This is a genomic window from Terrabacter sp. P5_B1, assembly GCF_056400505.1.
Window position 1 is genome coordinate 1 of the sequence record NZ_JBFULD010000365.1, and the last position, 3922, is coordinate 3922.

Annotated in this window: 6 protein-coding genes; 5 read left to right on the forward strand and 1 reads right to left on the reverse strand. The window is 71.4% G+C overall.

Features of this window, described 5'->3' with window-relative positions; all coding sequences use genetic code 11:
* Nucleotides 1–101, reverse strand: a 101-nt coding sequence (locus tag AC1DP0_RS19220; RefSeq protein ID WP_478087623.1) for a three-helix bundle dimerization domain-containing protein, incomplete at its 3' end; no start/stop codon positions are given.
* 261 nt (nt 102–362) lie between these two features.
* Between AC1DP0_RS19220 and AC1DP0_RS19225 the strand changes: the two genes are divergently transcribed.
* The 5 genes from AC1DP0_RS19225 to AC1DP0_RS19245 all read left to right on the forward strand — a co-directional run bounded on the left by AC1DP0_RS19225 (nt 363) and on the right by AC1DP0_RS19245 (nt 3846).
* On the forward strand, nt 363–1445 hold the full coding sequence (locus tag AC1DP0_RS19225) for a sigma-70 family RNA polymerase sigma factor (RefSeq protein WP_478087609.1): 1083 nt from the start codon (nt 363–365) through the stop codon (nt 1443–1445).
* Nucleotides 1438–2352 carry an STAS domain-containing protein gene (locus AC1DP0_RS19230; protein WP_478087613.1) on the forward strand — a complete coding sequence of 305 codons (915 nt, stop codon included), beginning with the start codon at nt 1438–1440 and terminating at the stop codon, nt 2350–2352. The genes AC1DP0_RS19225 and AC1DP0_RS19230 overlap by 8 nt, the downstream gene beginning before the upstream one ends.
* Nucleotides 2349–2762 (forward strand): STAS domain-containing protein, encoded by a 414-nt coding sequence (locus AC1DP0_RS19235; protein ID WP_478087615.1) that lies wholly within the window; start codon nt 2349–2351, stop codon nt 2760–2762. Before AC1DP0_RS19230 ends, AC1DP0_RS19235 begins: the two co-directional genes overlap by 4 nt.
* Nucleotides 2759–3064: a phosphatase RsbU N-terminal domain-containing protein gene (locus AC1DP0_RS19240; RefSeq protein WP_478087617.1), complete on the forward strand. Its 306-nt coding sequence runs from the start codon at nt 2759–2761 to the stop codon at nt 3062–3064. Before AC1DP0_RS19235 ends, AC1DP0_RS19240 begins: the two co-directional genes overlap by 4 nt.
* Before the next feature lie 212 nt (nt 3065–3276).
* Complete coding sequence (locus AC1DP0_RS19245) at nt 3277–3846, forward strand: ABC transporter substrate-binding protein (RefSeq protein ID WP_478087619.1); 570 nt, start codon at nt 3277–3279, stop codon at nt 3844–3846.
* The last annotated feature ends 76 nt before the right edge of the window (nt 3847–3922 follow it).

The window sequence follows — 3922 nt, forward strand, 5'->3', positions numbered from 1 at the left end:
GCCTCGGAGTGGGCCAGCCGCACTGCCGCCTCGACGACGTCGGCATCCAGCTGGGGGAAGTGCTCCTGCAGCCTCAGCCGGACATCGTCCAGGGCCTTCATCTCGTGGGCGCGGTCCACGCCCCAAGGATCGGGGYGTCGCGGCCGCTCCCGCAAGGCCTGGCGCCGTCGACCTCCCCAGCCAGGCCTCGAGGCGCTGGAGCGCCAGCATCAACAGCAGCCCAGCCCCGAGGACGGCGATCGTCAGCAGACTCATGTCGCTCCCTTCCCTTCAGAACCCGTCATGCGGACGGGGTCACCAGAGACGACGCCGCCGAGCCACGGGGATGACGTGGCGGCTGCCCTTGTGGGTACGTGCACGCAGTGAGCGCAGCCGAGCGCGCCGGGCCACCGCCCGGCCACAGCGCGGATGACGTCGCGGACCTGTTGCCCATGGTCCGCCGCATCGTCGGCGCCCGGGTCGGTGCTCACCCGGGGGCGGAGGACCTCGTCCAGGAGACGCTGACCCGTGTGCTCGCCGCGTCTGCCACGATCGAGCCCGGCATGCTCGAGCCGTACGCCATCGTGACGGCCCGCAACGTCGTGGCCAGCATGTGGCGCGATGCCGACCGGCGAAGCCGCAACCAGCACCGCGCCCTCGACCTCAGCACGCCGGACCCTCCCGAGACCCAGGTGGTCCTCGACGAGGAGCAGTCGGCCATGGCCACCGCCCTCGCCCGGTTGAGCGATCGCGAGCGCCGCACCCTGCTCGACCACGAGGTCGCGGGCACGGACACGCGCACGCTCGCCGAGCAGCAGGGAAGCACCGCCGGAGCCGTGGCCGCGCAGCTGAACCGCACCCGGGCTCGCCTGCGGGTGGAGTACCTCCTCGCCGTCGAGCGGGTCGAACCGCCGACCGACCGCTGCCGGCCCGTTCTCATCGCCCTGAGCGGCGGCGACCAGCGGCGCCAGCGGGAGGTACGAGCCGCCCAGCACCTCCTCGAGTGCGAGCCGTGCGCCCGTCTCAGCCAGCCCCTGCTCGATCGGGGGCAGCAGCACGACGGCAGCCTCCGCATCCCCGTCACCGGGGACTCCGACATCGTCGCCGCCCGTGGCGCCGCACGCGAGCTCGCCACCCGTCTTCGGTTCAGCCCCACCGACCTCACGGTCATCGCGACCGCCGTGTCCGAGGTGTGCCGCAACATCGTCCGGTTCGCCGGCTCGGGCGAGGTGGTGGTCGAGCTGCTCGACGCGCGGCGACGCGGCATCCAGATCGTGGCCCGCGACGGCGGCCCGGGCATCCCGGACGTGGAGCGGGCGCTCGGCGACGGTTTCAGCACGTACGGCGGACTCGGCCTGGGCCTGCCCGGGGTGCGCCGGCTCATGGACGAGTTCGCCATCGCCAGCGAACCCGGCCACGGCACCACCGTCACGATGACCAAATGGGAGAGGACGAATGATGGATGACCGAACCGAGGACCGTCCGGAGCTCGCTCCGCGACCCAGTGGCCAGCCGGGCCACCCGGAGGTCGGGGAGCACCTGCTCTCACAGCTGGTGTCCCACCTGCGCGAGCACCGCACCCGGCTGCGACGGGACTGGGCCGAGCGGATCCAGCAGGCGCATCTGCTGACGGCGATGACGCCTCAGGAGATGGCTGCCGAGACCACGTCGGTCTACGACAACTACGTCGAGGTCCTCGAGACCGGCAGCGTCGAGGCCCTGCAGCACTACGCCCGGGACCTGTCCGAGCGGATCATCCCCCGTGGCGTCGAGACGCATGAGGTGGTCGGCATYGTGCTGCTCCTGCGTGACGTGCTGGCCCGGTCGCTGTTCGAGAAGTACCAGCGCGACTTCGCCCTGCTCAACGAGGTGCTCGACGCCTACGAGCCCGCGGCCAACCGCATCGCCAACACGGTGGCCGTGAGCTTCGTCGACGAGCGCGAGCGGGTGATCCGTCAGCAGCAGGACGCGATCCGCGAGCTGTCGACGCCGGTGCTGCCCGTGCGTGAGCGCCTGCTCATCCTGCCCATCATAGGAGTGCTCGACAGCGAGCGGGCCAAGCAGCTGACCGAACAGCTGCTGACCGGCATACGCAAGCACCGCGCCAAGGTCGTCGTCATGGACATCACCGGCTCGCCCGACGTCGACGAAGCGGTGGCCAACCACCTCGTGCAGACCGTGGACGCGTCACGCCTCATGGGGGCGAGCGTCATCATCACCGGGCTGTCCCCGAAGATCGCCCAGACGCTCGTCACCATCGGGGTCGACCTGAGCAAGATGAACACGATCGGCGACCTGCAGGGCGGCCTCGAAGAGGCCGAGCGGCTCCTCGGCTACACCGTGACCAGGAGGGAGGGCAGCACGAGCTCGTGAACGGCGGACCGGCACTGGTGTCCATCCTGCGGCAGGGTTCGACCCTGATCGCATCGGTCCACACTGCCCTCGACGACTCCGAGCTGGTCCGCTTCGAGCACGACCTCGTCGACCAGATCGGCGAGCACCGGTCTCGCGGCGTCATCATCGACGTCGCCGCCCTGGACGTCATCGACTCGTTCGCCGCGTTGACCTTGCGGCGGATCGCCGAGATGGCACGCCTGCGCGGCGCGCTCACGGTCGTCGTCGGCATCCAGCCCGAGGTCGCCTTCACCATGGTGCGGCTCGGGATGGGCACCGGCCACGTCCCGACGGCGCTCGACCTGGAGGAGGGCCTGCGGCTGCTGGCCGACCAGGTGTCGGCCGGCCCAGCCGGGCGGCCGACACCGGGGCGCGGGGGGCCCCGATGAGCGCGCCCGGCACCAGGTCGCCGCTGGAAGACCTCACGCGGGACTACCGCACCACCTTGCTGCGGTTCCTGCCGCGTCGCGACGAGGCCGCTCGCGAGTCCGCCTACGGGCTCGGGCGCCGTGCATTCGCCGCCGGGATCAGCCTGCTCGACGTCTGCCGCGTCCACCACGAGCTCATGCTCGAGGTGCTGGAGGCAGCGGTCCCTGAGGAGCGCCTGAGCATCACGACGAAGGCCGGGGAGCTGCTGCTCGACGTCCTGGCCGCCTACGACATGACCCATCGGAGCGTGCTCGGGTCCTGACGGAGGGCGGACGCCTCCACCCGGACTGGATGACGCGGGACCGAGCGGACATCTCCCGACATCCCTCGGCGCCCGCGTGCTCACGAGCGCCGATCGCTCCGGCAGACGGGCGGGATCGGACGGGGGTGGCACGTCATGTCGGACCCGCCACGGACTCTTCACGGGTGACCGACGGCCCACCAGGCCGCCCACCCGATCAAGGAGTCACCCTGATGAAACTCACCACCAGGCTGTGCGCGGCCGGAGCCACCCTCGCCACGACCGCGGCCCTCGGCCTCGTGCCCGCTATGTCCGCCTCGGCTGCGCCCACCGCCGCCCCGACCACGGCCACGACGGCGGCCCCGACCGCAGCCACCCCACGTGCGAGCATCGCGCCCGCAACGCTCACCAAGGACCTCGGCGCGCTCGGGACGTTCAACGGGCTCTTCACCCCGACCGGCTTCAGCAACCAGAACGGCACGCTGGCTGTCACCGGCGTCGTCACCGGCGCGGTCACGTCAGCGACGGGCGCCGTCACCCAGGTGCCTGCGCAGACGGTCACGACCACCGTTCAGAACGCCGCAGCCGCGGGCAGCTGCAAGATCCTGACGCTTGACCTGGGCCCCCTGCACCTCGACCTGCTCGGCCTGGTGGTCGACCTCAACGCCATTCACCTCAACATCACCGCCCAGAGCGGACCCGGCAACCTGCTCGGCAACCTGCTGTGCGCGGTCGCCGGCCTGCTCGACGGCAACGGCATCACCGGTCTGGCCACGCTGCTCAACGGCCTACTCGGTCTCTGACAGACCTTCGCCCCGCTGCACGGCCCGGGCCTGATCTCGTCCGGGCTCCCGATGGCGTCGACCCCCACCCCCGGTC

Excerpts from the sequence above, each read along its gene's own strand:
- AC1DP0_RS19240 (WP_478087617.1), top strand. The coding sequence starts at position 2,759 with ATGAGCGCGCCCGGCACCAGGTCGCCGCTGGAAGACCTCACGCGGGAC.
- AC1DP0_RS19245 (WP_478087619.1), top strand. The coding sequence starts at position 3,277 with ATGAAACTCACCACCAGGCTGTGCGCGGCCGGAGCCACCCTCGCCACG.